Source organism: Virgibacillus sediminis (genome assembly GCF_042643265.1).
Classification (GTDB): Bacteria; Bacillota; Bacilli; order Bacillales; family Amphibacillaceae; genus Virgibacillus_O; species Virgibacillus_O sediminis.
Genome location: NZ_JBHRRZ010000010.1, coordinates 1 through 25,602, shown reverse-complemented (window position 1 = coordinate 25,602; position 25,602 = coordinate 1). Strand labels below are relative to the sequence as shown.

Genomic DNA, 25,602 nt, shown 5'->3' with positions numbered 1-25,602 from the left:
AGTAACCTTTCCTGAAAGGGCTTTAGATCTATACAATTTTACTTCTTATTCGGGATGAGAAAAAGTAAATAACCGTAACTACTACGATAATAGCCAGGAAAATCATCCCCATTTCATTCCAGTTTCGGTTATTTGATGCAAAGATAATCATGGTTCCGATGTCTCCTGCCCCGACGATACCCAAGACGGAAGATAATTATATTACGCTTAAATATCTAAACTGAAAGCCAATAAAAAGAAGTTTGAAAGCCTCTTGCACTGGGGGTTTTTAAAATCAATGGGGAGGAAATAAATAAATAGAAGCGGAAAGGATAGTGAAAAATGGATAATACTGCTGTTAAATATGAAAAAGCATTATTTATATATAATGGAAATGCCGGAAATGAAGAATTGAAGTGGAAACTGTCCCAGACTCTGCCCCTACTTTCTGAAGGAATTCGGGAATTAAGGGTGGTGAAGTCCCGCTCTGCCGAGGAGTCTGTCAGGATTTGCAGGGATTACAGCAGGGAGGTTGATCTTCTAATTATCTTAGGAGGAGATGGAACGGTTCATCAATGCATTAATAGTATAGCTGAGCTGGACCAGCGCCCTGTTGTGGCTGTCCTTCCCGGCGGCACTTCCAATGATTTCAGCAGAATGCTGGGAATTCCGCAGGATTTGGAAGAAGCTGCTGGTGCTATCTTGGCAGGGGAAGTCTTGGACATAGATGTAGGTAAAGCCGAAGATCGATACTTTCTTAATTTCTGGGGGATTGGACTGGTGGCAGAAACATCCCGTAATATAGATGCTGATCAGAAGAAAAATTTAGGTGTGCTAAGTTACTTTATGAGCACCCTACGTACAGTTAATCAGACCGAGCCGTTCTCTTATGAAATCATAGCTGATGGTGGGAAGAAATATGAGGATGAAGCTGTATTGATTATCGTATTGAATGGAAAGTATTTGGGAACGCGGGAATTGCCTATTCCCACAATCCAGGCTGATGATGGACTTCTTGATGTACTGGTTATCAAGACATCGACACTTGCCACTTTTCGGGAGCTTTTATCGATACGCAATCCCCATACGGATTTAGAGGACTTTACAGAACTGGAGCACTTTCAGGCGAAAGATTTGAGAATTGCTACGCCGGCTTCCAAAGAGGCCGATATGGATGGAGAACTCGAGGGAGCAACGCCTGCGCATATTGCCATCCTTCCGGGCCATCTTCGGATGATCGGCAAAAACTTTAAGTAGCATTTTCCAGTTATGGGTTTATCCGGCAAATCACGTGGGTACGCTGTGTATAGAAGGAATTAGCCAATCACCCCAGGGAGGAATACTCATCTATGAAGGATAAACAGGTAACAATCTATGTAAGTGAAGATAACTCGCAATGCAATAAATTGATTAGCCAGATGGATGAATGGAATGTACCTTACGAGATAAAGAATGTTTCCAAGAACACTAAATATATGAGAGAACTGCAGGATATGGGAATCTATGGAACCCCTGCAACTTTCATTAATGGGAATGAGGGGCCTGTACTGGGCTATCAGAAAAACAGGATAAAAAATAACCTCGGACTGGGTAATAACGATTATTATAATACACACTATAATGGCTACAGCAGTTATTAGTGCTGCCGACACACTTTCGCTATGCAATGCATAGATTATAGCAGATAATAATAGGGGAAGAGGGTGTGTTTTATGAATAATTTCCGTTATGAAGGTTATCCATCACAGACGATACACTCATCGCCCTATCTGCCATATATCCAGCATACAACGCAGTATACTCCCCAATTTTATCATACACAAGCATACCCGGAGACACCGTACGAAGCATTTGCTAAACCCAAGCAGCCGGAGCATTGGCCCCCAGTCGGTTCCGTAGAACATCCATCGCCATTTTCAGGAGCTAAGCCTGCTAATCATCTCTCCGCCCATTTTCAAAACAATGAGGGGCAGGTAGACCTTGATAAGATGATTGCTACTGTCAGTCAGCTTGCAAACACCTATCATCAGGTCTCCCCGATTATAAAAGAATTCGGTACCCTCTTGAAAAATATCAGGTGACAACTGTGAAGCTGATGCAAAGTCCAATTGCATATCAGCTTTTTTGTTTCCTAAAAGCCCCATTATTCCGTAAACTGGAAAAGGTGGGAAAGGAAATCTGCTGTTTTCCTTCTGTGAAATGTAATACCAAAGGGGAAAACAGGGTAAAAGAAGAAAGATGGAATCAGGAGAAGGGGAATGGAAAATGGTCGGATGTTTAATCATTCATGGTTATACTGGCGGCCCATATGAAGTAGGGCCGTTAGCTGATTTTTTGAGGGAACATACAGACTGGAGAATTGAAGTGCCTACCTTGCCGGGACATGGCAAGGAGTTGGATTTGGAGGGCGCTTCATATAAAAAGTGGATTCGTACGGCGGAGGATTCCTTGAAACACTTGAAGGAAGAGTGTAACAAGGTCTATCTGATCGGGTTTTCGATGGGAGGGATGATTGCTTCCTATCTGGCCGCCAAATACAAAGTGGATAATCTTGTTTTGCTGGCCACCTCGGGAAAATACCTCTCCTTCCGGCAGATGGGGCTTGATGCAGCATCCATACTTGCAGATGGAGTGAAAGGCAACCTAGATAAAAATAAATTGTATCAGCATTACCGGCAGAAGATGGGGCAGGTACCTTTGAAGGCCAATCTGGAATTTCTAAAGCTGGTGAAATTCACCCGCCGTTATTTGAAGAAAATCAAATCGCCAGTATTGATTGCCCAAGGCCAGCAGGATGGAATGGTCCCGTATAAAACAGCCTATTATCTGGATAAGGAAATTCCTTCAGAAAAGAAAGAAGTAGTCTTCTTTGAACGTTCCAGACATCTAATATGCCTTGGGGAAGATAAAGATACACTTAATCAGATGGTATTTGATTTCCTTACAGGGAAAGAAAAATAGCAGCACCTGCTTATCCTGCAGGTGCTGCTATTTGGCGATAAGTCATCTTTGCTGGAGACACCTTATAAAGGCCGGGAGTGCTGAATTGGCGTCAATTTGTTGAGCACAGTCCGCACGCTGCTGACCCGATGCCCCAGAGCCTTCGATCAATCTTTGAAGAAAGAGATGACAAGTGCACCCTCACCACCGTATGTGGCGATCAGCGGTCCCATGTCCATGAGGTAGGCGTCTTTAAAGCCGTATTTTCCGGACACTTCATCCATCACTTCTTTCGCTTTTTGCTCTGCATTGCAATGGCTCATGCAGAGGATTTTTTCCTCTGCATGCACGGTGTTCTCACCGATCAGATCGATGAACCGCCGGATGGATTTTTTGTCGCCGCGGACTTTTTCCATGACTTCTATGGTGCCTTCATCACTTGCTTTCATCAGCAACTTGATGTTCAGGGTTTTGGCGATCGTCCCTTTCACTTTATCCAAGCGACCTCCGATGATCAGGTTTTCCAAAGTCTTCAGGACAAACAAGGTGGCAGTCTTCTCCACCCGTTCCTCCATATGGGTAACAAGCTTCTCAAAGGCGAGCCCATCTTTTATCTTTTCGGAAGCTTCATGAAGAAGCAGGGCAATCCCGCAGGAAGCGGTCTTTGTGTTGATCACTTCAATCTTCCGTTCAGGCTCTTCTTCCAACAGCATGTTCTTCCCCATTATTGCGTTCTCGTACGTACTGCTGAGTCCCATGGACAAACTGAGCATTAAAATGGGGCGGTCCGGATCTGCCTGTTTATATGCCTTGTAGAAGTCGCTTGGGCTTGGAGCGGCAGAACGGGGGAGCTCCTTTGTTTCAGCCACTTTTCTGTGATAACTGTCAAGATTCATGTCAATTCCTGTTCGGTATTGTCCGTCATTAAAGTGTAAATACAGCGGTACTATGGTGAGGGACAGTTCTTCTCTCAAGCGCTGCGGGATGTCGGCCCCACTGTCGGTCATTAATTGTATACTCATGACGTCACCTGCTTTTTTAAAGGTATTATTTATATCTATTCCTTGTCTTGCTTTAATTATTTCCCTCTTTGCGTGCAATTGTAATCTTTGTCTTTCTTGTCGTGCTCATAATAAACAGGAACAGACCAAAGATGACAATGGTACCGCCGAGCAGCTGCGGCCAAGTGATCACCTCACCCAGAATGATGTAAGCCAAGATGGAAGCACCGACCGGTTCAAAAACGATTGCCATGGAAATCGTGGATGTACTCATCCATTTCAGAGCCCAGTTAAACAAGGAATGGCCAAGAAAGGTTGGAAAGACAGCCAATGCCAGGAACAACCACCAATGATCTGCTGGATAACCGAAGAATGGGTTTTGCAGGGCTAGGTTATATAAGATCAGGGTAATAGAGCTTGCTCCGTAAACAACAAAGGTGTATGTCATCAAGGACAAGTTTCTTCTTACCCTCTGCCCCATCAGGAAATATATGGTTACCCCGATGGCCCCGAGCAGCGCGAGCAAGTCTCCCCATAGGGCAATCCCGCTTATCTGAAAATCCCCCCAGGCAATAATGAAACTCCCGAAAAGCGCGATGAGCATACTGATGATGGCACCAGGGGAGAAACGTTCCTGAAAGAAGAGATAAGTTCCCAGGAAAGCAAAAATCGGCTGTAATGTTACGAGGACAACCGAACTTGCCACAGATGTATAATTCAAGGACTCAAACCAGAGAATAAAGTGCAGGGCAAGGAAAATACCTGCGAGGATGGATAAACTCCAATCTTTCCTGCTGATATCCCGGAATTCATGCCGGTATTTTAATAATATGACTGGAAGCATAAGCAGTACTGCAAAAAGCAAGCGGTAATTTGCAATGATTGCAGCTGGTGCCTGATCAGCAAGCTTGACCAGTACAGCTGACGCAGAGATGCTGATCACCCCTATTACGATCGCTGCGTATGGATTGAATGGAGGGCGGCGCAATGTCAAACCTCCTTTAATTTTCATTCATAACTGAATAATCTTGTCCATTTTATCATGCATCCGCCAAAAAATCATTTCGCATAGTTAGTGGCGGAAGGAAAATTATGTTATGATGAATATTGCATTCATTTTCGAGCGAGGCCTCTTGCCAGAAACTGGCGAAGCCTATTTTGCACGCTGGAAGGCAAATCATGATACCGGACCAGTTGGAACGGTTTATGTTGAACGTGCAACTAGTCAGCGACCAGCGTCAGATATGGCGCAATCGTAGTTTCCCAATACTTCCCCTGCGTATTAATTGAATACGTTTATTCTGGATATTCGACGGGGATAATTATTAATGAATCTATAGTATGTGAAAAATGACAGGCCTCTTTTGAGAATAAATTTTGATGAAAAGAAGGAGTAGAAGTTCAAGTGACGAAATTTAATGAGCTTGGTATCTCAAACCCTATTTTAAAAGCATTGGAAAATATGGGATTTGAAGAAGCAACACCAATACAGGCGGAAACGATCCCGCTTGCAATGGAGGGTAATGATGTCATCGGGCAAGCGCAGACAGGGACAGGAAAGACGGCTGCGTTCGGCATACCGATGCTCGAAAAAATCGACCCAAAACAGCGTAAAGTACAGGGACTAGTTGTAGCCCCTACAAGGGAACTGGCTATCCAGGTGGCGGAAGAGCTCAACCGGATTGCCAAGTTTACAGGAATCCGTGCGTTGTCTGTGTTCGGCGGCCAGCATATGGACAGGCAGATCAAGGCTTTGAAGGACGGCCCGCAAATTGTAGTGGCAACCCCTGGGAGACTGCTGGATCATATGCGCAGAAAAACCATCCGGATTGATATGGTAGAGGTTGCCATATTGGATGAGGCGGATGAAATGCTCAACATGGGCTTCATTGACGATATCCGTGACATCTTGAAGGGCATCCCGGAAGAAAGGCAGACCCTGTTGTTCTCTGCAACAATGCCGAAAGAAATCCGCGATATCGCTACTAACTTGATGAAAGAGCCAAAGGAAATAAAAGTAAAAGCAAAAGAGATGACTGTGGAGAATATCGACCAGTATTTCATTGAAATTCCGGAGAAATTTAAATTCGATACACTCAACAATCATCTGGATATTAATTCTCCAGAGCTTGCTATCGTCTTTGCGCGGACGAAAAAGCGTGTAGATGAAGTGGCAGAAGGCCTCCAGACCAGAGGATACCGCGCAGAGGGGATCCATGGGGACCTGACACAGGGGAAACGGATGTCTGTTCTGAATAAATTCAAGAACAACCGGGTGGATGTGCTCGTGGCTACGGACGTTGCAGCCCGAGGATTGGATATATCCGGTGTGACACATGTTTATAATTTTGATATTCCGCAAGATCCGGAAAGCTATGTCCACCGTATTGGCCGAACCGGAAGAGCGGGCCGGACCGGGGAAGCAATTTCTTTTATCACCCCAAGGGAAATGGCTCATCTGCAGGTGATTGAAAGAACCACCAAGAGCAAAATGAAGCGTCTGACGCCACCAACAAACCAAGATGCACAGCGTGGCCAACAGCAGGTTACATTGGATAAAATCAGGAAAACCATCGAAAAGGCTGAATTGAAATCCTATCATGAAACAGCGAACGAGCTGTTGGAAGACCATGATTCTGTAACTGTTATTTCAGCTGCCTTGAAGATGCTGACGAAGGAACGCAGGGATACACCGGTCAAGATATCATCTGCGGCGCCAATCAGTGTGAAAAAAGGCAAGGATAACCGCCGGTCCAACAATAAACGTCCTTTCGGAAAACGCGGACAGGGGGGCGGTCGGAACCAAGGAGGCCGCAACCAGGGCGGACGCAACAGAAAAGGGAATTTTCAGAAGCGCCGCAACCGTGATTAATTAATACACCGGAAAAAAGCTCCTTTTAGAATAGGAGCTTTTTTTGTTATATAAATAATGAAACCTTAATAGCAGCTGTACCGTAGGAAATGAGATAAAAGGAAATGGGGGAGAGAAAATGAGACAGCCGCCGGGCAACACAATTGCACAGGAAGCCATGAAAGCTTGGAGGATCACAGCAGCCATCTATGCAGTCATTCTATGGCTGGCGACAGTTGCAGGGGTGGTAGTATCATATCTGTATGATTTCCCATGGAGTATCGTAATTGCAGCCGCTGCACTCAGTGCCATTAGTACATATCTATTTGTATTTCTGCTTCCGAAATTTAGGTGGCGGCGATGGCGGTATGAAGTGTTTGAACAGGAAATCTACATACAGTATGGAATCCTCATTGTCACCAGGACACTGGTTCCCATGATGCGAGTCCAGCATGTAGACACAAAGCAGGGGCCAATCTTAAAACGATTCCGTCTAGCCACTGTCACTATCTCTACAGCTGCCACTACGCATGAAATACCCGCTTTATTGGAAGAAGATGCTTCTGAATTGAGGGATCGGCTCTCAGCGCTGGCAAGGGTGGACGAAGATGATGTCTGAACCGAGACGACTGCACCCGGTTGGGATTCTCTTTAATTTCATCAGGGTATTAAAAGAAGCAATTTTTCCGATCGTTTTCGGGTTTGTCACGTTCCGGGATGACTTGTTTACGTACTTTGCGGTGGCCGGTACAGCGATACTTGTCATTATGGCAGCAGTGAGTATTGTTTCTTGGTACCGGTTTACTTACCGAGTGGAGGAAGGAGAGCTGCGGATTGAATACGGTGTATTCATCCGGAAGAAGCGGTTTATTTCCATTAACCGCATCCAATCCATCGATTTAACATCAGGAATTCTTCATCGTATCTTTCGCCTGACAAAGGTTCAAATTGAGACGGCAGGAGGCGGGATGGATGCAGAAGCCTCCCTGAAGGCTGTCAAATTACGGGAAGCGGAGCAGTTGCGGGAAGAACTGAAGAGCTCGAGAGATGAGCGGATGGACGAGGGTTCAGGCGTGGTAGAGGATGAACCCAGTTACCCAACTTATCAAATAACTTTTAAGCGCTTGTTCTTGGCGGGTACTACTTCCGGAAGTGCCGGTGTGGTTCTTGCGGTCTTTGCTTTTTTCTTTTCACAAATTCAACAGTTCATCCCCGAAAGGGTTTATGACTCGACAGCCGATTGGGTGATTGGTCTGAGTATTGTACTGATGGTAGGCTTAGGCATCCTCGTACTATTACTTCTGTGGATTCTCGGGATTGCCGGTACGATGATAAAATACGGCAACTTTACGATAGTTAAAAAAGATGAGGAGCTGTTCATCACACGGGGCCTGTTGGAAAAGAAGCAAATAACCATTCCATTGAAAAGAATCCAAGCTGTCGGTTTTGCCGAAAGTCTCGTCAGGCAGCCATTCGGATATGCTGCCGTTTTTGCGGAGGTAGCCGGTGGGTCGATGGATAAAGGGGAAGACTTCTCCACCATTCTCTTCCCAATGATGAAACGTGCTGAAGTGGAACCTTTCTTAGAAGATATTCTGCCTGATTATGCAGCGGAGCCGAAAAAGCTTCGCCCACTGCCCAAAAGAGCAAGAAAGTATTATTTGTCGCGGGCCGCCCTGCCCTTCCTGCTAGTTGGAGCGGTTTTCTGGTATATGTTTCCTCCCATTCTCTGGGCGGTAGTAATCCTGGCTATAGGAGCACTATGCCTGGGCTATTTGCAATATCGGGACAGCGGCTTTGCTGTAAGTGAAAAAAGGATGAGTATACGGTACCGTATCTTTGGAAGGGTTACGGTAAGAATGTTTCATAAAAGGATCCAGGCATTTGAAAAAAGACAGCATAAATTACAGCAGGTGCAAAGGCTGGCGACCCAGAAAGTATCGATTATCGGCAAGCTTGGCGCCGGGAAGCATTATCAAATCAAACAGATGGATGAGTCGGAAGCAGACCGCTTGGCTGATTGGTATTCAGCCAATGGCCATCCGGCCGGAGGAAAATAAGAAGAACAGACTGCGACCTGATGAGGGACAGTCTGTTCTTCTTTACGTTCGATTCCACCAGGCGATAAGGAAGAGTAACAGGACCACAGTCCATATGATTTTTTTCTTTGTTGACGGGCTGAGGCGTTTCTTTTGCCAGCGGTTAGGATCAAAGCCGATCTCGTCTTCTCCCCTTTGGCGGAAATGATGGCGGTTTCTCCAAGGGGAATAGGGACTTGCATTTGAAAACAGCATGGTCCCGAGCAGAAATCCTCCAATTAATCCGAAGATATGTGCATGGACATTGATGCCTGGCCGGAGGAAAGTCATCACTACACCAATCAGCAGGAAGACCATGACAATCTGTCTGCTTCCGGGATCAATTAAATGCTTGCGGAAGGCGATTAAATACAGATACATGCCAAAAAGTCCGTAAATGGATCCAGAGGCTCCAAGATGTGTATATATGATGGATGATGGCCCCAGAAGAAAAGTGGCTATATTACCCACTACGCCGGCCCCTAGGTAGGCTATGATGAATTTGCCTTTTCCAATCATTTGTTCCAGAGCAGGCCCGAAGAGGACAAGCGCAAATGAATTGAACAGGACATGGATCAAGTCCCCGTGCAGGAATATAGGTGTAATCAGACGCCAATACTGCCCGTTTTCGATGAAGAAATTGCTTCCTACTCCCCATTGGTAGATGGACTGCCCAAATGGAAGCTGAAGAAAGTTGATGAGCAGCCAGAGGGAAAGGTTGATAATTACAATAATCCCCGTAACGGGGTAAAACTGGATGAATTCTTTGATACTTCTTTCATTCCGAATGAACATGCATATCCTCCTGCAGATGAATTTTCATTTCTTTATCTATCGGTTACTATTATTATAATAGTAAATTTCGGATCGTATAACCACTCGTTTGTACTCGAGTGGCCGTCGGCTCGGCTGCAATGTAAATCAGGAAGGACTGGAATGAAATGATAAAAGGAATCGGTTTGGATATTGTAGATCTTGAACGGATCAGCAGGAGCTTGCAAAGGGGGAGCCGTCTCGCCGAAAGGGTACTTACCCCAAAAGAAAAGAAGAGATTTATGGAAATGGGGAATCCTCGCAGAAAAGTCGAGTTCCTAGCCGGCAGGTTTGCAGCCAAAGAAGCTTTGGCTAAGGCGGCCGGAACAGGCATCGGAAAATTGAGTTTCCAGCATATAGAAGTATCCTCTGACAAAGGTGGAGCGCCGGCTATACGGGCTAAGGGCTATGAGGATAGTAAGCTGTTTATATCGATAACCCACAGCAAGGATTATGCGGCTGCCCAAGTAATCATTGAAGAATGACGGTTGCATAATTGCTAGGATTGTCTCATATATTTTAGTGCGGGTAGGAGGGAACAAATTGTATATTGTCACCGCAAAAGAAATGTACGATATTGACCATTACACGATGCATGTAGCAGGGTTGGACGGAAGGATACTAATGGAGAATGCTGGAAGGGCCATCAGCGGGAAAATGAAAGAGATGCTCGACAGTTCCAGCAGGATTACTGTGTTTGCAGGGGCCGGCAATAACGGAGGAGATGGGTTTGTCATTGCAAGGACATTACACAATATGCTCTATGATGTTCAGGTTGTCCAGGTAGTGCCCGATGATAAAATCACTGGGAATGCCCACTACCACAAAAACCTCTACTTGAATTATGGGGGAAGGCTGTTTTCGGCCGATGACAAGCAGCGCATGTTGGCCAGGCTGGCGGAAACGGATGTGATTGTCGACGCTATGGTCGGAATCGGTATTTCGGGGGAATTGCGGGAACCATTAGGAGAAATCGCCGACTGCATCAGCCATTCAAAGGCAAAGGTGATATCTGTCGACCTCCCATCGGGATTACCAGCGGATGAGGGGATTGCCGGCTTCCAGGCAGTACAAGCTGACCTAACTTATATAGTGGGAGCGCCAAAAATGACAGCATTCCTTGAAAATACCGCTAACTATTACGGCGACTGGGAAAAACTGGACATTGGATTCCCTGCCGAGTCTTTCCGCAAATATGCCAATAGACAGCTCTGGACAGCAGAACAGTTCCAGCAGACCATGCCGAAACGGGAAAAGTATGCCCATAAGGGAAAGCATGGCAAAGGGCTGATTATCGGTGGGAGTGCCAACATGCCAGGGGCTGCAGCAATGGCGGCGAAGGCTTCCTTGAAGACAGGGACAGGTCTATTGACTGTCGGGAGTTCAGAAAGGGTCATCCAGATGATTGCTCCGACTTGTATGGAGGCTATGTATCTGCCCCTCTCTGACATGGATGGATACTTGGTTGATGATCCCTCCCTTTCACTAAGCGGGTACGATGCAGTGGCTGTCGGCATTGGATTAGGGAGGAGTGCCCAAACTGCCGGGCTCATTCACCGTGTCCTCCATGACTCCAAGGGCCCGCTTATAATAGACGCAGACGGGCTTCACCATATTAAGGACCAGCTTGAATCATTGTCACAAAGAGAACATCCAACCATACTGACACCTCATCCTGGGGAAATGTCGGGATTGTTAAATCTGCCCATCTCCGAGATTTTGAAACATCCTTTTCAGCTGTCGGCTGAGTTTGCTAAAGAGTACGAGGTTTATCTGATTTTAAAAGGAAGGCATACCATCATTACTGCCCCTGACGGACGGCAAGCCGTTACCAGCACCGGCAACCCGGGCCTCGCTAAAGGGGGGAGCGGTGATGTGCTGACCGGTATGGTTCATGCAATGGTAATGCAAGATCAGCAAATTTTTCAGGCATTGTGTAATGCATGTTTTGTCCATGGTATGGCAGCTGACTTGATGGTCGAATATAAGCGTGCCCATCATGATTTGACAGCGTCAGATGTCATCGAGGGCATTTCCATGGCCTATCGTACGATTTCTTGATATTGCGCGGCAATGTTCCCTAATGTTTGACTGAGACAAGGGAGATATGTCAATGAAGAGTATACGCAATATGATGGTAGTGATATTGGGATTGGGATTGGTTTTTGTACTTGCCGCATGTGGGGAAAAGTCGCAGGAAGATGTCGTCTCGAAATTGCAAGATAATCTGGAGGACATGACAGGATACAAAGCAAAAGCGGAGATGGTAATGAGTACAGGCCAGGAAGATCAAGTATTCCAGATTGATATATGGCATGAAAAAGAAGACTTCTACCGGGTGTCATTGACAAGTGATCAAGAGGAAAAGGGAAATCAGATCATCCTGAAAAATGAAGATGGCGTGTTTGTATTGACTCCTGCTTTGAATAAAAGCTTCAAATTCCAGTCTGAATGGCCGGAGAATTCAAGCCAGCCTTATTTATACCAATCACTAGTGAATGATGTCCTTTCAGATGAGGAAGCAACCTTTGAAGCAACGGAATCCAAGTATATTTTTACCACCAAAACAAACTATCAAAGCAATAGTAATCTGCCGTATCAGGAGATACACTTCGATAAAAACAGCTATACACCTACACTGGTGAAAGTTTTGGACAAGGATCAGAATGCCCTCGTACAAGTCAGCTTTTCGGAGTTCGAAATGGATCCTGATTTTGGAGAAGAGGATTTCTCTATGGATAAAAACATGACTACATCGGCAAATGAAACGCCTGTTTCAGGCCAAGTGGGTGCCGAGGAGTTGGAGGTAGTGTATCCAACATTTGTAGCCGGGGCTGAATTGGAAGAGGAAAAAGAAGTAGATCTGGAAAATGGCAAACGGGTAATCATGACTTATAAAGGGGAAAAGAATTTCACTTTGGTTCAGGAGACGGCAGAAATTCTTCCGACTCTTTCTTCTCCTCAGCCGGTAAATGGCGATATCGTCAATCTTGGACCGTCGGTGGCCGCTGTATCAGAGAATAAGATAGAGTGGCATCACAATGGAGTAGATTATACAGTGGCAAGCGAAGACCTGACACGGGAAGAGTTTATTGAGATAGCCAGGTCAGTGGAAGGAAGAGAAGTGAAGTGATAATTGGACAGAAGGCAGACACTCCTATTGCGGAGGGGGGTCTGCTCTTATTTTTGCCCGTAAATCTGCTGTTTTCCCATTCTTTAAACATGATTGCGAAATTGGAGCATATATTTAATTGGAGTGTGAGGAAAAGGAGGTACTATGGGCGGTTGGAATCCTGCCGGAAAAGCAACTGTTTTCATTATTAAATTTATATAGACGCCGGTAGGAGTGTTTCAATTGTTTTTTATACCACCAAAAAAAGTAAACTAAACGACAAAAACAAAGATTTTTTTAAAAATCTCGCGATACCCCTTTGCAATAGTCCAGTTTCAATGATATGATTAAAAATGAATTTCAGAGAGATCGTTCATCAGTTGGCGGAGGTGTATGGTTTTGTCAGAGAGTCTACAGGAGATCTTAGTTAAATTACCTACAAACCTATTGGATGAGGTGGATGGAGTTATGAAATATGAGAACAGTGACTTAAGTGATTTCATATGCCAGGCGACAAAGAGCTATCTGCAGCATAAGAAAGAAGAGCACGTACAGCATTTTCATGAAGCGATGCAAAAGGGTTACGAGGAAATGGGACGGATCAACCTTACTATCGCTTCGGAAGCTTTCCAAGCTGAAGAGGAGGCTGTCCATACCTCAGAGCGTTCTGTGATCGGGGTGTAAAGCTTGATCGTGCAAAGAGGCGAAGTATATTTCGCCGATCTTTCCCCTGTGGTCGGATCAGAACAGGGAGGCGTACGCCCAGTGTTGATCCTACAGAATGATATAGGCAATCGCTTTAGTCCCACCGTCATCGTGGCGGCAATTACAGCGCAGATCCAGAAAGCAAAACTACCGACACATGTAGAAATAGATGCTAAGCGCTATGGTTTTGACCGCAATTCCGTTATATTGCTGGAACAGATTAGGACTCTGGATAAACAGCGGCTAACGGATAAAATCACGAAACTGGATAAAGAAATGATGAAAAAAATCAACCAGGCATTGGAAATAAGTCTTGGACTCAAAGATTTATATGATCAATAGGCAAGCCCCTTGTAAATGGATACAAGGGGTTTTTAATTGTTCAAGATGGTAGAATTCCGGATGAAGGCTTCCTATAAAACAGGAACAGCCTCCACGTTTTAATCGTCCCTTTTCCTGAACGGGTACACGGATGGCTTTCGTTAAGTGTATACCCGATTCTATGTTACAATATACATTATACTAAGATGAACCTTGTGCGGAATAAAGAGTATTATTTGCACTTATTATGTTGTCATGTAACAATATCCATAATAATTTAGGATATGGAAGGGGAATATCATGGACGAGAAATTTAAGCGTATCGCGCTTGATAACAGTGACACCATTGTTCAAATGTGGCTGGACGAGATTGAATCATTGAAAGACGGAAATTATACTTCGACAATTTCTGATGAGCTTTTTGAAAGCACGAACCGGGAATTTGTCAACGTAATATTCACCAGCATCAAAAGCCAGGGTGCTACTTCAACCGTGGAGAATTTTTCCGAAAAAATCATTAATCTCGGTTGGCCTTTAAGCTATATTACGGACGGCCTGCAAGTGTTTAGAAGGGTGACAATCGATTATATACTTAGCCAGTCCGAGAAAGTGGATTCGGCCTTTATTTCAGAAGTCTTGGAAAGTGTCGATAAATGGGTGGAACCTATCATCCGCGAGCTCGTCAACGAGTATTCCGGCAGTTGGGAGCATATTGTTTCGTTGCAGCGTGTAGCACTGCAGGAACTGTCTGCACCTCTCATCCCTGTCACGGAAGGTATAACGGTCATGCCTTTGATCGGTACAATAGACACAGAAAGAGCTAAACTGATTATGGAGAATCTGCTGGAGGGAGTCATCAAGAATGGATCGGAAGTGGTCCTGATTGATATTACCGGGGTGCCGGTTGTAGATACTATGGTTGCCCACCATATCATTCAGGCTGCAGAGGCGGTCCGTCTGGTAGGCGCCACCTGCATCCTAGTAGGAATTCGCCCTGAAATTGCACAGACGATTGTCAACCTGGGCATCGATTTGAGTAAATTCCCAACGAAGAGCTCGTTGAAAAAAGGCTTCACAAGGGCCCTCGAGATTACCGACAGGAAAATTGTAGATATAGAAGGAAAAGACAACAATATTGACGAGATTCTTGGCTCTATACAGAAAGGACAAGGGGAGTGATCCTAATTGCGAATACCTATTTTAAAACTGAACAATTACTTATTAATATCCATACAAACGGAAATAGATGATAAAACAGCCATCCAGTTCCAGGAGGATCTGCTGAGTAAAATACATGAAAGCGGTGCTTCGGGGGTCGTCATTGACTTGACCTCTGTTGAAATTATCGATTCCTTCATTGCAAAGGTATTGGGCGATGTAGTGACAATGTCAGACCTTATGGGGGCCAAAGTGGTTTTAACCGGTATCCAGCCTGCAGTTGCAATGACCCTTATAGATTTGGGCATACATTTAAAGAACGTTCCAACTGCCTTGGACCTGGAACAGGGTCTTATTAAACTTTATCAGGAATTGGGGGAATAGGTATGAAACCCCAATCATGCGTGAATATACAAAAAGAGTGGGATATCGTCGGTGCGAGACAACTGGGGCGGGACATAGCAAAAGAAATAGGTTTCGGTACAGTTGATCAGGCCCGTATTGCGACAGCGATATCCGAATTAGCCCGTAATATATATTTATATGCGGAAGAAGGACAGATCTGCTTCGAGGTTATTGATAATATGGAGCATAAGGGTCTGTCCATGACTGCTATTGATTCCGGTCCGGGAATCGGGGACATCAGCCAAGTCATGCAGGATGGCTATTCCACATCCGGAGGGCTGGGAGCGGGATTACCGGGTGTGAAGCGCTTGATGGATGAATTTGATATACAATCGGAGGCAGGAAAAGGGACGACGATAAAGTCGATAAAATGGGTCCGGTAGCCGCAGCGTAATTGAATGTGCTGCAAGTAAATGCGTTGCTAAAACAAACGGAACCAAATCAAAAAAAGGAACATGCCGGTCGATAGAGGACGGGGGGAGGAACAAACCATGGATGAAGTTGTTAAATTAGATGCAGCCACATATAAGGATTTATTGAAGCACTATATCCAAACACAGGATGAACAATCTTTATACGGAGTGGAACAAGTCAGTAAATCATTCATTAAAAATCACATCCTTCCCGAAGAAATAGTGAACTTGCATATACAGGCGCTGTCCGAGTTATATCCGGGTCTTTCCGAGGAGTTTCAGCATTCGATGGATTTTCTTCTGGAGGCTATGATTTCTTATGGATTAGCGCATCAGGAGATACAAATGCTAAGAGAGCAGCAGCTTGCTTTGAAATCGGAAATCTCCGTGGCGGCGAGCATGCAAGAAACTCTTCTGGGAACATCCAAGCCTGATGTGGAAGGATTGGATATCGGGGTAGTGAGCGTTCCTGCCCACCAGATGAACGGGGATTATCATCACTTTGTAAAAGGGGAAGATGGCTCCATCGGAATAGCGATTGCAGATGTTATCGGTAAAGGCATTCCAGCTGCTTTATGCATGTCTATGATTAAATATTCCATGGACAGTTATCCCGAGGAATCGATGACTCCGGAGGCTATTCTGAAGAACTTGAACCGCGTGGTAGAACGGAACGTAGACCCAAGTATGTTCATCACCATGTTCTATGCACAGTATCTGCCTGAATTAAGCAAACTGCGGTATGCTTCGGCGGGTCATGAACCTGGATTCTACTATAATGCAGAAACTGATAAATTCCAGGAGATAGAGGCGCGCGGCCTAGTGCTGGGTGTTTCAGCTGATGCGGGGTATCAGCAGTATGAGCAGGATATTAAAAAAGGCGATATGGTCATACTGTTGACCGACGGAGTGACCGAGTGCCGCGACGGCGACCGGTTCATCGAAATGGACGAAGTTTTGGATGTAATACGGACATATTCCCATCTTCCCGCACAGGAGATGGTTACTCAGGTATACAAGCATTTCGAACGGCTCCAGGATTTTCAGTTAAGAGATGATTTCACCCTGCTTATTTTACGAAAAGAAGTTTAGGGCCTCGGGAAAATGGGTAATAAGTAATGAAATGTGGTAAGAATAAATGTAGCAGATACTAAGATATAATTCGCTTATATGATAACTTTACTACATATCATCAGCGATCCAGGAGGTTAAAATTTATGAATTTGGAACTGAATGTTGTGGAAGGCAATGATAAATCAATCTTAAACTTATCTGGTGAAATAGATGCATACACTGCACCCAAACTGAAAGACACCCTGTTGCCATTAACCAGGCAGTCTGGCCATATAGTGGAAGTTGACTTGGAAAACGTTAATTATATGGATAGTACAGGCCTGGGCATTTTTATCAGTGCTCTGAAATCGACGAATGAAAATGACAGTAAAATGAAATTAGTCAACATACAGGATAGGGTCTACCGCCTTTTCAAAATTACGGCACTGGATGAAATTATGGACATTAATGCTACGATTCGAGGTGGAAGTGAATAATGGAACAATTTGATTTTGTGGAGATGAAGGTTCCTGCCAAGGCGGAATATGTCGGAGTCATTCGACTTAGTGTCTCGGGCATCGCAAACAGGATGGGTTTTTCGTATGAAGATATTGAAGATTTGAAAGTAGCTATATCCGAAGCTATCACCAATGCGGTGGATCATGCGTACCAGGAGCAGGAGGACGGGGAAGTTACCGTCGGTTTTGGCGTATATGATGACCGTTTAGAAGTGATGGTGGCAGACCATGGCGGCAGTTTTGATTTGAATGAGATCAAAGATGGAATTGGTCCATACAAAAACACGGAATCTGTTGAAAGTCTGAGAGAAGGGGGTTTTGGTCTGTTCCTGATTGATGCACTCATGGATAAAGTACAGATTAACAGCAACTACGGGGTCATAGTGCTGATGACCAAGTACCTGGATGAAACAGAGGTGGGCTTTGATGACGACCAAATCTCAACCACACAATAGGGGGAGAGATGAGGTTTACCAGTGGATTGAATATTTGCAGAAGGATCCGACAGATGAAGCAGTACAGGAGAGGATTGTACTAACATATAAGGATCTTGTCGAATCCATTGCCAGAAAATACTCCAAAAACAGCACCATCCATGAAGACTTGGTACAAGTCGGGATGATTGGGTTGCTGGCAGCTGTCAGAAGGTACGATGCATCTTTTGGTAAATCCTTTGAATCTTTCGCTATCCCCACTATCATCGGAGAGATCAAACGGTTTATCCGTGATAAAACTTGGAGTGTCCATGTACCACGCAGAATCAAGGAACTTGGACCTAAGATCCGAAAAGCCGTAGATGAATTAACCACCGCGAACCAGAAGTCCCCGACCGTCAAAGAGATTGCTGAATATCTGGATGCATCGGAAGAGGATATTTTGGAGACCATGGAAATGGGAAAAAGTTACAAAGCCCTTTCTGTAGACCATAAAATAGAAGCGGATTCTGATGGCAGTACTGTATCTATTCTTGACTTGGTAGGAAACGAAGAGGATGGGTATCAGAATATAGACCAGAAGATGATTTTGGAGAAAGTCCTCCCTATTCTATCTGAAAGGGAACAACAGATTCTGCAATGCACCTATTTTGATAATCTGAGCCAAAAAGAAACCGGTGAAATGCTGGGTATTTCCCAGATGCATGTATCTAGACTTCAGCGCCGTGCACTGCGCAAGCTCCGTGAGGCCATTCAATCTGAAAGCTCGGAGGTATTTGATTGACACCATCCAAGAGGGTAGAAGTTTCTGTATTTCAGCGTCCTAAAAAAAGCAATTACTATTGTGGAGACAGTTATTTCTACACGGAATCTGAAGACGAATTTGTCTGTGCACTGGCAGACGGTCTGGGAAGCGGAGAGTTCGCCAAGGAGTCTTCACAGATTGTCATAGATATAATCAAAGATAATGTCCATGCTACGGTGGAACAGCTTGTGAAAATTTGCAACAAAGAATTATCTGGTAAAAGAGGCGTAGTGATCGGAATATTAAAGCTGGATTATAAAGCAGAAATGGTCTCTTTTTCCTCCATTGGCAATATTGGCGTGATGACGATCACGAATGACCAGAAGAAGAAGCGCAATATTCCTAATGGAGGTTACCTTGCCGGATATCAAAGGCCTTTTAAAGTGGTGCAGCAAAAACTCGAGCCGGAAACGAATTTCATCATGTTCTCAGATGGAGTAACGGATAAAGATTTATCACAGCGATATCTCCTCAATCAGAATGTTAAAGATATTACACGAACCTTCGAATTAGTTAGCGATAAAGTCAGGGATGACGACACAACATTGATTGCAATACGCTATAATAGCTGAACCCCTTAGAACGAGGCTGGCATCCGAAGTGTGCCAGCCTTTTCCTATGTACATAAGAATCGCGAAGGCCATAATACAGCATAAAGGAGGAAACTATATTGGATTTGACCAAATGGGTAGCTGAAGAAACCAGCATACATGCCAAGACGGTAGAAAAAGTTATAGCATTATTAGATGAAGGAAACACAGTTCCGTTCATTGCCCGCTACCGCAAAGAGGCCACAGGCGGGCTGGATGAGGTGCAAATTAAAGAGGTTCAAGACAAGTGGACATATGCGCGGAATCTGGCAGACAGAAAACAGGAAGTTTTGCGGATTATTGAGGAACAAGGTAAATTGACGGAAGAGCTGGAACATAAAATTAATCAGGCTGTCCAGCTACAACGTGTAGAAGATCTCTATCGCCCATATAAGCAGAAGAGACGAACAAAAGCTGCAATTGCTAAAGAAAAAGGATTAGAGCCTCTGGCACAGCAGGTCTGGGAGCAAACCTCCATTCAGATATCTACAGAAGCGGAAAAATATGTGTCTGAAGAGCATGAACTCCATTCAGTAAAGGAAGTTTTGGAAGGAGTTAACGATATCCTCGCCGAATGGATATCTGATGATCCGGCTTTCAGAGAGTTTATTCGAGAGGAGACTTTTAAAAGAGGTAAAATCCATTCGGAAGCAAAGGATGCCGAGAAAGATGAAAAAGGTGTCTTTGAAATGTACTATGATTTTGATGAGCCTGTAAGATCCATGGTTTCCCACCGAATTCTGGCGATAAACCGCGGGGAAAAAGAGGGGGTTCTAAAGGTAGCCGTACACGCACCAATTGAACGCATTTACAGCTTTTTGCAAAAGAAAATCATTAAAAGGAATGGTAATCTGGAAGCAGGTAAACTCATTGAAGCGTCCATTGAAGACAGCTATAAGAGGCTGGTCCAACCGTCGATAGAGAGGGAAATTAGGAACAGTCTTTCTGAAAAGGCGGAAGCACAGGCAATCGAGGTTTTCTCAACCAATCTTAAAAATCTTCTTTTACAGCCGCCGTTGAAGGACAAAAGGATTCTTGGGGTCGACCCCGCATTCCGTACTGGCTGCAAATTAGCGGTAGTAGATGAAACAGGGAAAGTGCTGGAAGTTGGCGTGATGTATCCGACCGCACCTAGAAATGATAAGGCTGGAGCAGAAAAGATGGTTATGAATCTGGTCAAGAAATTCGGTATTGAACTGATTGCTATAGGGAATGGTACAGCCTCAAGGGAAACAGAGCAGTTTATTTCTGACGTGATTTCAGGAAATGAACTGGATATCCCATATATTATTGTGAATGAAGCCGGTGCCAGTGTATATTCAGCTTCAAAATTGGCTAGAGAGGAATTCCCCGATCTCCAGGTAGAAGAGAGAAGTGCTGCCTCCATCGCGCGGCGAGTACAGGATCCGCTCGCGGAATTGGTGAAAATTGACCCAAAGTCGATCGGTGTAGGGCAGTACCAGCATGATGTCAGCCAGAAGGCATTGAATGAATCGTTAACTTTTGTGGTAGAGACAGCAGTTAATCAGGTGGGAGTGAACGTGAATACTGCATCATCGTCTCTCCTACAATATGTAGCAGGGCTAAGTAAAACTGTTGCAAACAATATTGTGAAGAAGAGGGATGATGAAGGGAAGTTTACGAATAGAAAGCAATTGAAAAAGATACCTCGCCTCGGGGCAAAAACATATGAACAGGGGATCGGCTTCCTGCGTATCCCTGATGGAGAACACCCATTGGACCGTACCCCTATTCACCCAGAGAGTTATAAACAGACAGAGAAACTCCTAGCATTTGTTGGTTGTACCAGCGAGGATATTGGCACTGAAAAACTGAGGGAGCAGCTAAACTCTTTGAATAAAAAGGAGATGGGTGAGGCTTTGGAGGTTGGTGAGCTCACTCTGGAAGATATCATCCAGGCGCTTAGCCGCCCTGAGCGGGACCCACGGGATGATTTCCCCCAGCCTTTATTGAAGCGCAATGTGTTGACGTTGGAGGATCTTAAGCCGGGCATGGAAATGCAGGGAACGGTGAGGAATGTCGTCGACTTCGGAGTTTTCGTAGACATAGGAGTCAAACAGGATGGCTTGGTGCATATTTCGAAAATGTCCAAACGATTTGTCAAGCATCCAATGGATATTGCTTCTGTTGGAGATGTGGTTACCGTCTGGGTAGAACAAGTGGATGTGGATAAGGGAAGAATCGCCTTGACTATGGTAAATGAAGAGAATTAAGAAAACCCGGCTTTTACAGCCGGGTTTTTCATGTAGCAAGGGATCCTGAACGGCATCCCTTATATAGAAAGGTTTGGTTTATTTTACGCTCTCCGGAACAGACAGCCCCAGATCTTCAGCTATTGCTGATCCCCATTCAGGGTCGGCTTTATAGAAGTGTTCAATCTGGCGAAGTTTTATTTCTTCACTTTCAACCGGTCTTAAATGATCAGCAAAGTTTTTGACAAGGCGTGCCTTCTCATCATCGCTCATTAGGCGGTAAAGATCCCCGGCCTGGGTGTAATGATCATCGCTATTATAAGATACACTGTCTGCTTGGCCTTCCACATCAAATGGCGTTGTTTTCTTAGTAAGGTCCTCTGCAGGGCCGTTTAAGCTGTTTGGTTCATAGTTTGGCTTGCTGCCACCGTTTCCGTCCACGGACATGTAACCATCGCGCTGGTAATTTTGGACTTCATTTTTCGGACGGTTGACCGGAATCTGGTGGTTGTTTACACCTAAACGATATCGGTGGGCATCTGCATAACTGAAGATTCGGCCTTGAAGCATTTTATCTGGTGAAGCTTCAATTCCAGGGACAAACTGACCCGGGGCAAATGCAGCCTGTTCCACTTCAGCAAAATGGTTCTCAGGATTGCGGTTGAGTACCATTTTACCGACCTCAATGCGAGGGTAGTCCTTTTTGGATACAGTTTTTGTTACGTCGAATAGGTCCCATTTATAAGTCTTGTAATCCTCGAAAGGAATAATTTGAACATATAGCGTCCAAGAAGGATAATCACCCTCTTCAATCGCATTATGCAAATCCTCCCGATGATAGTCGGGGTTTTCGCCGGCAAGCTTATCAGCCAGTTCGGGATCCAGTCCTTTCACCCCCTGGTCGCTGACGAAATGGTATTTCACCCAGAACTGATCTCCTTCGTCGTTGACCCACTTGAATGTATGGCTGCCATACCCGTTCATGTGCCGGTATGTTGCAGGGATGCCGCGATCCCCGTGAAGATATGTTATCTGATGGAGAGACTCCGGTGACAAGGACCAGAAGTCCCACACCATATTCGGATCTTTTAATCCTGTTTTAGGATTGCGTTTCTGTGTATGGATAAAGTCCGGGAATTTGATGGCATCACGGATAAAGAAGACTGGTGTATTGTTTCCCACCAGATCATAGTTCCCCTCTTCTGTATAGAACTTTACTGAGAAGCCGCGCGGATCTCGCACAGTATCAGCAGAACCTACTTCACCTGCTACTGTAGAAAAGCGGATGAACATATCTGTACGCTTCCCTTTTTCACTGAGGAAATCAGCTTTTGTATATTTAGAGATTTCATCATTTGTCACTTCGAAGTAGCCATGTGCACCAGCACCCTTAGCGTGGACCACCCGCTCCGGAATACGTTCCCTATTAAAGTGCGCAAGTTTTTCCAAGAGATGGAAATCCTGTATCAATACAGGACCGCGCTGTCCTGCGGTAATGGAATTTTGATTGTCCCCTACCGGTGCACCTGCAGCTGTAGTTAGGTTCTTTCTATTATTGGCCATATGTTAATCCCCTCTCTCTAACAGTTATAATTTAAAATGTTGCCTACAACCAATTATAATACATTCCAAATAAAATTCAATATTTAATTACACTGATTATAAATTACTGAAAAAAATGACAATATTTTTGGTATCATGTAGAAAACTGTTTGATAGGGAACGGAACAATATATATAATAGAATATAAAGAGCAAATAGAAAGGGAAGTTATTCAAATGAGCTTACTAAATGATAAAGAGCTCTATCAACTGGTAGATCGAATATCAACTGAATACTTCGCAAAGCCGTTTTTGCATGAAGTCAGATTTAACAAGCGGCTTAGGACAACTGGTGGAAGATACATACCTGCAAGAAAAGTAATTGAGTTGAATCCCAAATATGCAGAAGAAATGGACCGCACCGAATTCGAAGGTATTATTAAACATGAGCTGTGCCATTATCACCTTCATATAGAAGGAAAAGGTTATAAACATGGAGATCCAGAATTTAAAGCCTTGCTGCTCCAGACAGGCTCACCAAGACACTGCAATCCACTTCCATCCCAAAAAAATAGGCATAACCATATATACATATGTACTAAATGCGGCATGGAATATAAAAGAGTGCGTAGGGTGAATGTGAAAAAGTACAGCTGCGGAAGGTGTAAAGGGAAGCTGAAGCCTGTTACGCAGGGAACACAACGAAAATAGATTTTTAAATAAAACCATTGACGGATCTATTTATCCATGGTAAATTAATTAAGCTGACATTTTGAAGCAAGACATGACAGCAAAAGCCGACAGAATTCAAAAATAATTTCTTAAAAAACTGTTGACATTCAAAGAAAAACAATGTATTATATTAAACGTTGCGGAAAACGAATCGCAACAAAGTTCGACCGAAACTTCACAGAGTTTACGACATTTGGATGCTACTTCATTTTATACTTATTGTATATTATTCCACAGTAGCTCAGTGGTAGAGCTATCGGCTGTTAACCGATCGGTCGCAGGTTCGAATCCTGCCTGTGGAGCCATACGGAGAAGTACTCAAGTGGCTGAAGAGGCGCCCCTGCTAAGGGTGTAGGTCGCGTAAGCGGCGCGAGGGTTCAAATCCCTCCTTCTCCGCCATTCTATATGGCCCGTTGGTCAAGTGGTTAAGACACCGCCCTTTCACGGCGGTAACACGGGTTCGAATCCCGTACGGGTCATCTTTTTTACAAAAATATAGGTTGGGTCCGGTAGTTCAGCTGGTTAGAATGCCTGCCTGTCACGCAGGAGGTCGCGGGTTCGAGTCCCGTCCGGACCGCCACTGTTGGGCTATAGCCAAGCGGTAAGGCATCGGGTTTTGATCCCGTGTACCCCAGGTTCGAATCCTGGTAGCCCAGCCATTTCATTTTTGTGTGATTTATTTCGAGCCATTAGCTCAGCTGGCAGAGCATCTGACTTTTAATCAGAGGGTCGGAGGTTCGAATCCTCCATGGCTCACCATACTATTGTGTTATGCGGATGTGGCGGAATTGGCAGACGCGCTAGAATCAGGCTCTAGTGTCCGTTTAGGACGTGGGGGTTCGACTCCCTTCATCCGCATCACCATTGCTGTGATCATCACAGCATTTCTTTTTTTCATTAATCATTATATTCATTCAAATGCGGCCGTGGCGGAATGGCAGACGCGCTAGGTTGAGGGCCTAGTGGGAATTTTTCCCGTGGAGGTTCAAGTCCTCTCGGCCGCACTCAATTAATTGTTGACTTCAGTTAACCGATATGTTATATTGGTAAACGTTGTTCTTAAAGCGCCCGTAGCTCAATTGGATAGAGCGTTTGACTACGGATCAAGAGGTTAGGGGTTCGACTCCTCTCGGGCGCGCCATATACGGGAAGTAGCTCAGCTTGGTAGAGCACATGGTTTGGGACCATGGGGTCGCAGGTTCGAATCCTGTCTTCCCGACCATAGGAATACAGTTCTATTATCTATCAAACTTTGCGGGTGTAGTTTAATGGTAAAACCTCAGCCTTCCAAGCTGATGACGAGGGTTCGATTCCCTTCACCCGCTCCATTTTCATTTGGGCCTGTAGCTCAGCTGGTTAGAGCGCACGCCTGATAAGCGTGAGGTCGGTGGTTCGAGTCCACTCAGGCCCATTTCGCTCCAAGCGAAAATAAGTGTTGACATGAATTTCACTTCATGTTACTATTAAGAAGTTGCGTTCATAAGCAACACAAACAATTTGCTCTTTGAAAACTGAACAAAACAACCAGTATGTCAAGAAGAAACAANTTTTTTGGAGAGTTTGATCTTGGCTCAGGACGAACGCTGGCGGCGTGCCTAATACATGCAAGTCGAGCGCGGGAAGCAGGTAGATCCCCTTCGGGGGTGACACCTGTGGAACGAGCGGCGGACGGGTGAGTAACACGTGGGCAACCTGCCTGCAAGACTGGGATAACCCCGGGAAACCGGGGCTAATACCGGATAACACTTCCATTCACATGGACGGAAGTTGAAAGGCGGCCTTTGGCTGTCGCTTACAGATGGGCCCGCGGCGGATTAGCTAGTTGGTGGGGTAATGGCCTACCAAGGCGACGATGCGTAGCCGACCTGAGAGGGTGATCGGCCACACTGGGACTGAGACACGGCCCAGACTCCTACGGGAGGCAGCAGTAGGGAATCTTC

At 44.9% G+C, this 25,602-nt stretch carries 27 protein-coding genes, 12 tRNA genes, 1 rRNA gene and 1 pseudogene; 36 read left to right on the top strand and 5 right to left on the bottom strand.

The window, feature by feature from the left end; translation table 11 throughout:
* Positions 1 to 28 precede the first annotated feature (28 nt).
* Positions 29 to 193, bottom strand: a pseudogene (locus ACFODW_RS05515) (phosphonate ABC transporter, permease protein PhnE); the annotation flags it as partial.
* A 128-nt stretch (positions 194 to 321) separates the two neighbouring features.
* Here ACFODW_RS05515 and ACFODW_RS05510 point away from each other — a divergent pair.
* The 4 genes from ACFODW_RS05510 (at position 322) to ACFODW_RS05495 (ending at position 2,940) form a co-directional block, all read left to right on the top strand.
* Positions 322 to 1,236 (top strand): diacylglycerol/lipid kinase family protein, encoded by a 915-nt coding sequence (locus ACFODW_RS05510; RefSeq protein ID WP_390304069.1) that lies wholly within the window; start codon positions 322 to 324, stop codon positions 1,234 to 1,236.
* Positions 1,237 to 1,328: 92 nt separating this feature from the next.
* Complete coding sequence (locus ACFODW_RS05505; RefSeq protein WP_390304067.1) at positions 1,329 to 1,619, top strand: glutaredoxin family protein; 291 nt, start codon at positions 1,329 to 1,331, stop codon at positions 1,617 to 1,619.
* Positions 1,620 to 1,691: 72 nt separating this feature from the next.
* Positions 1,692 to 2,060: a YppG family protein gene (locus ACFODW_RS05500; protein WP_390304065.1), complete on the top strand. Its 369-nt coding sequence runs from the start codon at positions 1,692 to 1,694 to the stop codon at positions 2,058 to 2,060.
* 184 nt (positions 2,061 to 2,244) lie between these two features.
* Positions 2,245 to 2,940: an alpha/beta hydrolase gene (locus ACFODW_RS05495; protein WP_390304063.1), complete on the top strand. Its 696-nt coding sequence runs from the start codon at positions 2,245 to 2,247 to the stop codon at positions 2,938 to 2,940.
* Positions 2,941 to 3,086: 146 nt separating this feature from the next.
* Here ACFODW_RS05495 and ACFODW_RS05490 read toward each other — a convergent pair whose 3' ends face one another.
* Positions 3,087 to 3,941, bottom strand: coding sequence for a DegV family protein (locus tag ACFODW_RS05490; protein ID WP_390304061.1), 855 nt, complete (start codon positions 3,939 to 3,941; stop codon positions 3,087 to 3,089).
* Positions 3,942 to 3,993: 52 nt separating this feature from the next.
* Positions 3,994 to 4,908 (bottom strand): DMT family transporter, encoded by a 915-nt coding sequence (locus ACFODW_RS05485; protein ID WP_390304251.1) that lies wholly within the window; start codon positions 4,906 to 4,908, stop codon positions 3,994 to 3,996.
* A gap of 109 nt (positions 4,909 to 5,017) precedes the next feature.
* On the opposite strand from ACFODW_RS05485, the gene ACFODW_RS05480 reads away from it, so the two are divergent.
* The 4 genes from ACFODW_RS05480 (at position 5,018) to ACFODW_RS05465 (ending at position 8,831) form a co-directional block, all read left to right on the top strand.
* On the top strand, positions 5,018 to 5,179 hold the full coding sequence (locus ACFODW_RS05480) for a hypothetical protein (protein WP_390304059.1): 162 nt from the start codon (positions 5,018 to 5,020) through the stop codon (positions 5,177 to 5,179).
* 146 nt (positions 5,180 to 5,325) lie between these two features.
* Positions 5,326 to 6,792, top strand: a complete 1,467-nt coding sequence (locus tag ACFODW_RS05475) for a DEAD/DEAH box helicase (RefSeq protein WP_390304057.1) — start codon at positions 5,326 to 5,328, stop codon at positions 6,790 to 6,792.
* 118 nt (positions 6,793 to 6,910) lie between these two features.
* Positions 6,911 to 7,390, top strand: a complete 480-nt coding sequence (locus tag ACFODW_RS05470) for a PH domain-containing protein (protein ID WP_390304055.1) — start codon at positions 6,911 to 6,913, stop codon at positions 7,388 to 7,390.
* Complete coding sequence (locus ACFODW_RS05465) at positions 7,380 to 8,831, top strand: PH domain-containing protein (RefSeq protein WP_390304053.1); 1,452 nt, start codon at positions 7,380 to 7,382, stop codon at positions 8,829 to 8,831. The genes ACFODW_RS05470 and ACFODW_RS05465 overlap by 11 nt, the downstream gene beginning before the upstream one ends.
* A 42-nt stretch (positions 8,832 to 8,873) precedes the next feature.
* Here ACFODW_RS05465 and ACFODW_RS05460 read toward each other — a convergent pair whose 3' ends face one another.
* Entirely contained in the window at positions 8,874 to 9,644 is a 771-nt protein-coding gene (locus tag ACFODW_RS05460) for a rhomboid family intramembrane serine protease (protein WP_390304051.1), read from the bottom strand.
* A gap of 146 nt (positions 9,645 to 9,790) precedes the next feature.
* Here ACFODW_RS05460 and acpS point away from each other — a divergent pair, with 146 nt between their 5' ends.
* The 14 genes from acpS to ACFODW_RS05390 all read left to right on the top strand — a co-directional run bounded on the left by acpS (position 9,791) and on the right by ACFODW_RS05390 (position 21,410).
* Positions 9,791 to 10,147, top strand: coding sequence for a holo-ACP synthase (acpS, locus tag ACFODW_RS05455; RefSeq protein WP_390304049.1), 357 nt, complete (start codon positions 9,791 to 9,793; stop codon positions 10,145 to 10,147).
* 58 nt (positions 10,148 to 10,205) lie between these two features.
* The gene (locus tag ACFODW_RS05450) at positions 10,206 to 11,723 is read left to right on the top strand and encodes an NAD(P)H-hydrate dehydratase (protein WP_390304047.1); all 1,518 of its coding nucleotides are present in this window, start codon (positions 10,206 to 10,208) and stop codon (positions 11,721 to 11,723) included.
* Positions 11,724 to 11,775: 52 nt separating this feature from the next.
* Positions 11,776 to 12,795, top strand: coding sequence for a LolA family protein (locus ACFODW_RS05445; protein ID WP_390304045.1), 1,020 nt, complete (start codon positions 11,776 to 11,778; stop codon positions 12,793 to 12,795).
* 372 nt (positions 12,796 to 13,167) lie between these two features.
* The gene (locus ACFODW_RS05440; protein WP_390304043.1) at positions 13,168 to 13,458 is read left to right on the top strand and encodes a CopG family ribbon-helix-helix protein; all 291 of its coding nucleotides are present in this window, start codon (positions 13,168 to 13,170) and stop codon (positions 13,456 to 13,458) included.
* 3 nt (positions 13,459 to 13,461) lie between these two features.
* Entirely contained in the window at positions 13,462 to 13,821 is a 360-nt protein-coding gene (locus ACFODW_RS05435) for a type II toxin-antitoxin system PemK/MazF family toxin (protein WP_390304041.1), read from the top strand.
* A 279-nt stretch (positions 13,822 to 14,100) separates the two neighbouring features.
* Positions 14,101 to 14,979, top strand: a complete 879-nt coding sequence (locus ACFODW_RS05430; RefSeq protein ID WP_390304039.1) for an RsbT co-antagonist protein RsbRA — start codon at positions 14,101 to 14,103, stop codon at positions 14,977 to 14,979.
* Positions 14,980 to 14,985: 6 nt separating this feature from the next.
* The gene (locus ACFODW_RS05425) at positions 14,986 to 15,342 is read left to right on the top strand and encodes an STAS domain-containing protein (RefSeq protein WP_390304037.1); all 357 of its coding nucleotides are present in this window, start codon (positions 14,986 to 14,988) and stop codon (positions 15,340 to 15,342) included.
* A 2-nt stretch (positions 15,343 to 15,344) separates the two neighbouring features.
* The gene (locus ACFODW_RS05420; RefSeq protein WP_390304035.1) at positions 15,345 to 15,746 is read left to right on the top strand and encodes an anti-sigma regulatory factor; all 402 of its coding nucleotides are present in this window, start codon (positions 15,345 to 15,347) and stop codon (positions 15,744 to 15,746) included.
* A 108-nt stretch (positions 15,747 to 15,854) separates the two neighbouring features.
* Entirely contained in the window at positions 15,855 to 16,868 is a 1,014-nt protein-coding gene (locus ACFODW_RS05415; RefSeq protein ID WP_390304033.1) for a PP2C family protein-serine/threonine phosphatase, read from the top strand.
* Between the two features lie 125 nt (positions 16,869 to 16,993).
* Positions 16,994 to 17,326 carry an STAS domain-containing protein gene (locus ACFODW_RS05410; protein WP_390304031.1) on the top strand — a complete coding sequence of 111 codons (333 nt, stop codon included), beginning with the start codon at positions 16,994 to 16,996 and terminating at the stop codon, positions 17,324 to 17,326.
* A complete protein-coding gene (gene rsbW / locus ACFODW_RS05405; protein WP_390304029.1) occupies positions 17,326 to 17,802 on the top strand; it encodes an anti-sigma B factor RsbW in 477 nt (158 codons plus the stop codon). Before ACFODW_RS05410 ends, rsbW begins: the two co-directional genes overlap by 1 nt.
* Positions 17,774 to 18,565 (top strand): RNA polymerase sigma factor SigB, encoded by a 792-nt coding sequence (gene sigB, locus ACFODW_RS05400; RefSeq protein WP_390304027.1) that lies wholly within the window; start codon positions 17,774 to 17,776, stop codon positions 18,563 to 18,565. Before rsbW ends, sigB begins: the two co-directional genes overlap by 29 nt.
* A complete protein-coding gene (locus ACFODW_RS05395; RefSeq protein ID WP_390304025.1) occupies positions 18,562 to 19,158 on the top strand; it encodes a SpoIIE family protein phosphatase in 597 nt (198 codons plus the stop codon). Before sigB ends, ACFODW_RS05395 begins: the two co-directional genes overlap by 4 nt.
* Positions 19,159 to 19,256: 98 nt before the next feature.
* Entirely contained in the window at positions 19,257 to 21,410 is a 2,154-nt protein-coding gene (locus ACFODW_RS05390; protein ID WP_390304023.1) for a Tex family protein, read from the top strand.
* A 78-nt stretch (positions 21,411 to 21,488) separates the two neighbouring features.
* Here ACFODW_RS05390 and ACFODW_RS05385 read toward each other — a convergent pair whose 3' ends face one another.
* Positions 21,489 to 22,952, bottom strand: coding sequence for a catalase (locus ACFODW_RS05385; protein ID WP_390304021.1), 1,464 nt, complete (start codon positions 22,950 to 22,952; stop codon positions 21,489 to 21,491).
* A 215-nt stretch (positions 22,953 to 23,167) separates the two neighbouring features.
* On the opposite strand from ACFODW_RS05385, the gene ACFODW_RS05380 reads away from it, so the two are divergent.
* From ACFODW_RS05380 to ACFODW_RS05315, 14 genes are all read left to right on the top strand, one after another.
* Complete coding sequence (locus ACFODW_RS05380; protein WP_390304019.1) at positions 23,168 to 23,641, top strand: SprT family protein; 474 nt, start codon at positions 23,168 to 23,170, stop codon at positions 23,639 to 23,641.
* A gap of 251 nt (positions 23,642 to 23,892) precedes the next feature.
* Positions 23,893 to 23,967 (top strand) — tRNA-Asn (locus ACFODW_RS05375).
* Between the two features lie 3 nt (positions 23,968 to 23,970).
* Positions 23,971 to 24,061 (top strand) — tRNA-Ser (locus ACFODW_RS05370).
* Between the two features lie 8 nt (positions 24,062 to 24,069).
* Positions 24,070 to 24,141 (top strand) — tRNA-Glu (locus ACFODW_RS05365).
* A 24-nt stretch (positions 24,142 to 24,165) separates the two neighbouring features.
* Positions 24,166 to 24,242, top strand: a tRNA-Asp gene (locus ACFODW_RS05360).
* A 4-nt stretch (positions 24,243 to 24,246) separates the two neighbouring features.
* Positions 24,247 to 24,321, top strand: a tRNA-Gln gene (locus tag ACFODW_RS05355).
* A gap of 24 nt (positions 24,322 to 24,345) precedes the next feature.
* Positions 24,346 to 24,421, top strand: a tRNA-Lys gene (locus ACFODW_RS05350).
* A gap of 14 nt (positions 24,422 to 24,435) precedes the next feature.
* Positions 24,436 to 24,520 (top strand) — tRNA-Leu (locus ACFODW_RS05345).
* 62 nt (positions 24,521 to 24,582) lie between these two features.
* Positions 24,583 to 24,666, top strand: a tRNA-Leu gene (locus ACFODW_RS05340).
* Between the two features lie 60 nt (positions 24,667 to 24,726).
* A tRNA-Arg gene (locus tag ACFODW_RS05335) sits at positions 24,727 to 24,803 on the top strand.
* A 4-nt stretch (positions 24,804 to 24,807) separates the two neighbouring features.
* Positions 24,808 to 24,884, top strand: a tRNA-Pro gene (locus ACFODW_RS05330).
* A 32-nt stretch (positions 24,885 to 24,916) separates the two neighbouring features.
* Positions 24,917 to 24,990, top strand: a tRNA-Gly gene (locus ACFODW_RS05325).
* Positions 24,991 to 24,999: 9 nt separating this feature from the next.
* Positions 25,000 to 25,073, top strand: a tRNA-Ile gene (locus ACFODW_RS05320).
* A 137-nt stretch (positions 25,074 to 25,210) separates the two neighbouring features.
* Positions 25,211 to 25,602: ribosomal RNA gene (locus ACFODW_RS05315) — 16S ribosomal RNA — on the top strand; the annotation flags it as partial.

What these genes read in the sequence shown, in the direction of transcription:
- ACFODW_RS05510 (WP_390304069.1), top strand. Translation starts at nt 322, where the DNA reads ATGGATAATACTGCTGTTAAATATGAAAAAGCATTATTTATATATAAT.
- ACFODW_RS05505 (WP_390304067.1), top strand. Translation starts at nt 1,329, where the DNA reads ATGAAGGATAAACAGGTAACAATCTATGTAAGTGAAGATAACTCGCAA.
- ACFODW_RS05500 (WP_390304065.1), top strand. Translation starts at nt 1,692, where the DNA reads ATGAATAATTTCCGTTATGAAGGTTATCCATCACAGACGATACACTCA.
- ACFODW_RS05495 (WP_390304063.1), top strand. Translation starts at nt 2,245, where the DNA reads ATGGTCGGATGTTTAATCATTCATGGTTATACTGGCGGCCCATATGAA.
- ACFODW_RS05490 (WP_390304061.1), bottom strand. Translation starts at nt 3,941, where the DNA reads ATGAGTATACAATTAATGACCGACAGTGGGGCCGACATCCCGCAGCGC.
- ACFODW_RS05480 (WP_390304059.1), top strand. Translation starts at nt 5,018, where the DNA reads ATGATGAATATTGCATTCATTTTCGAGCGAGGCCTCTTGCCAGAAACT.
- ACFODW_RS05470 (WP_390304055.1), top strand. Translation starts at nt 6,911, where the DNA reads ATGAGACAGCCGCCGGGCAACACAATTGCACAGGAAGCCATGAAAGCT.
- ACFODW_RS05465 (WP_390304053.1), top strand. Translation starts at nt 7,380, where the DNA reads ATGATGTCTGAACCGAGACGACTGCACCCGGTTGGGATTCTCTTTAAT.
- ACFODW_RS05460 (WP_390304051.1), bottom strand. Translation starts at nt 9,644, where the DNA reads ATGTTCATTCGGAATGAAAGAAGTATCAAAGAATTCATCCAGTTTTAC.
- acpS (WP_390304049.1), top strand. Translation starts at nt 9,791, where the DNA reads ATGATAAAAGGAATCGGTTTGGATATTGTAGATCTTGAACGGATCAGC.
- ACFODW_RS05445 (WP_390304045.1), top strand. Translation starts at nt 11,776, where the DNA reads ATGAAGAGTATACGCAATATGATGGTAGTGATATTGGGATTGGGATTG.
- ACFODW_RS05440 (WP_390304043.1), top strand. Translation starts at nt 13,168, where the DNA reads ATGGTTTTGTCAGAGAGTCTACAGGAGATCTTAGTTAAATTACCTACA.
- ACFODW_RS05430 (WP_390304039.1), top strand. Translation starts at nt 14,101, where the DNA reads ATGGACGAGAAATTTAAGCGTATCGCGCTTGATAACAGTGACACCATT.
- ACFODW_RS05420 (WP_390304035.1), top strand. Translation starts at nt 15,345, where the DNA reads ATGAAACCCCAATCATGCGTGAATATACAAAAAGAGTGGGATATCGTC.
- ACFODW_RS05415 (WP_390304033.1), top strand. Translation starts at nt 15,855, where the DNA reads ATGGATGAAGTTGTTAAATTAGATGCAGCCACATATAAGGATTTATTG.
- ACFODW_RS05410 (WP_390304031.1), top strand. Translation starts at nt 16,994, where the DNA reads ATGAATTTGGAACTGAATGTTGTGGAAGGCAATGATAAATCAATCTTA.
- rsbW (WP_390304029.1), top strand. Translation starts at nt 17,326, where the DNA reads ATGGAACAATTTGATTTTGTGGAGATGAAGGTTCCTGCCAAGGCGGAA.
- sigB (WP_390304027.1), top strand. Translation starts at nt 17,774, where the DNA reads ATGACGACCAAATCTCAACCACACAATAGGGGGAGAGATGAGGTTTAC.
- ACFODW_RS05385 (WP_390304021.1), bottom strand. Translation starts at nt 22,952, where the DNA reads ATGGCCAATAATAGAAAGAACCTAACTACAGCTGCAGGTGCACCGGTA.
- ACFODW_RS05380 (WP_390304019.1), top strand. Translation starts at nt 23,168, where the DNA reads ATGAGCTTACTAAATGATAAAGAGCTCTATCAACTGGTAGATCGAATA.